Annotated in this window: 1 protein-coding gene and 1 pseudogene; both read right to left on the bottom strand. The window is 64.2% G+C overall.

Going from position 1 to position 246, the window contains the following annotated elements; genetic code table 11:
* A pseudogene (locus tag SB765_RS32600) lies at positions 1–79 on the bottom strand (sulfurtransferase complex subunit TusB); the annotation flags it as partial.
* A partial coding sequence (locus SB765_RS32595; protein WP_410932889.1) for a DsrE family protein occupies positions 79–246 on the bottom strand: 168 nt, incomplete at its 5' end. The gene SB765_RS32595 and the pseudogene SB765_RS32600, both read right to left, overlap by 1 nt.

Below are 246 nucleotides of genomic sequence, written 5' to 3'. Positions count from 1 at the left end.
CGGCAGCGCAGATGCGCAGGCAACTGGCGAGCCGGCTGTCGGTGAAGGGGGAGTGTGATACCACATGGAGAGTCGACATCAGAGGGTGATCACCTGGTCGTAACGGTCAATCAGTTGGGAGATTTGTGCACTGCCCAGTGCTTCGGCACTGGCCGGCGCCGCGAGCCCGCGTTCGGCGAGGCTGTGTTGGCAGGCGAAGACCTCATCGATGCCGAACAGCCCCAGCGCCTGCAGGTTGGCGCTCAG

This window comes from Pseudomonas sp. SIMBA_067 (assembly GCF_046534675.1).
GTDB classification, from domain to species: domain Bacteria; phylum Pseudomonadota; class Gammaproteobacteria; order Pseudomonadales; family Pseudomonadaceae; genus Aquipseudomonas; species Aquipseudomonas putida.
This window is presented reverse-complemented; position numbering and strand designations above follow the sequence as displayed.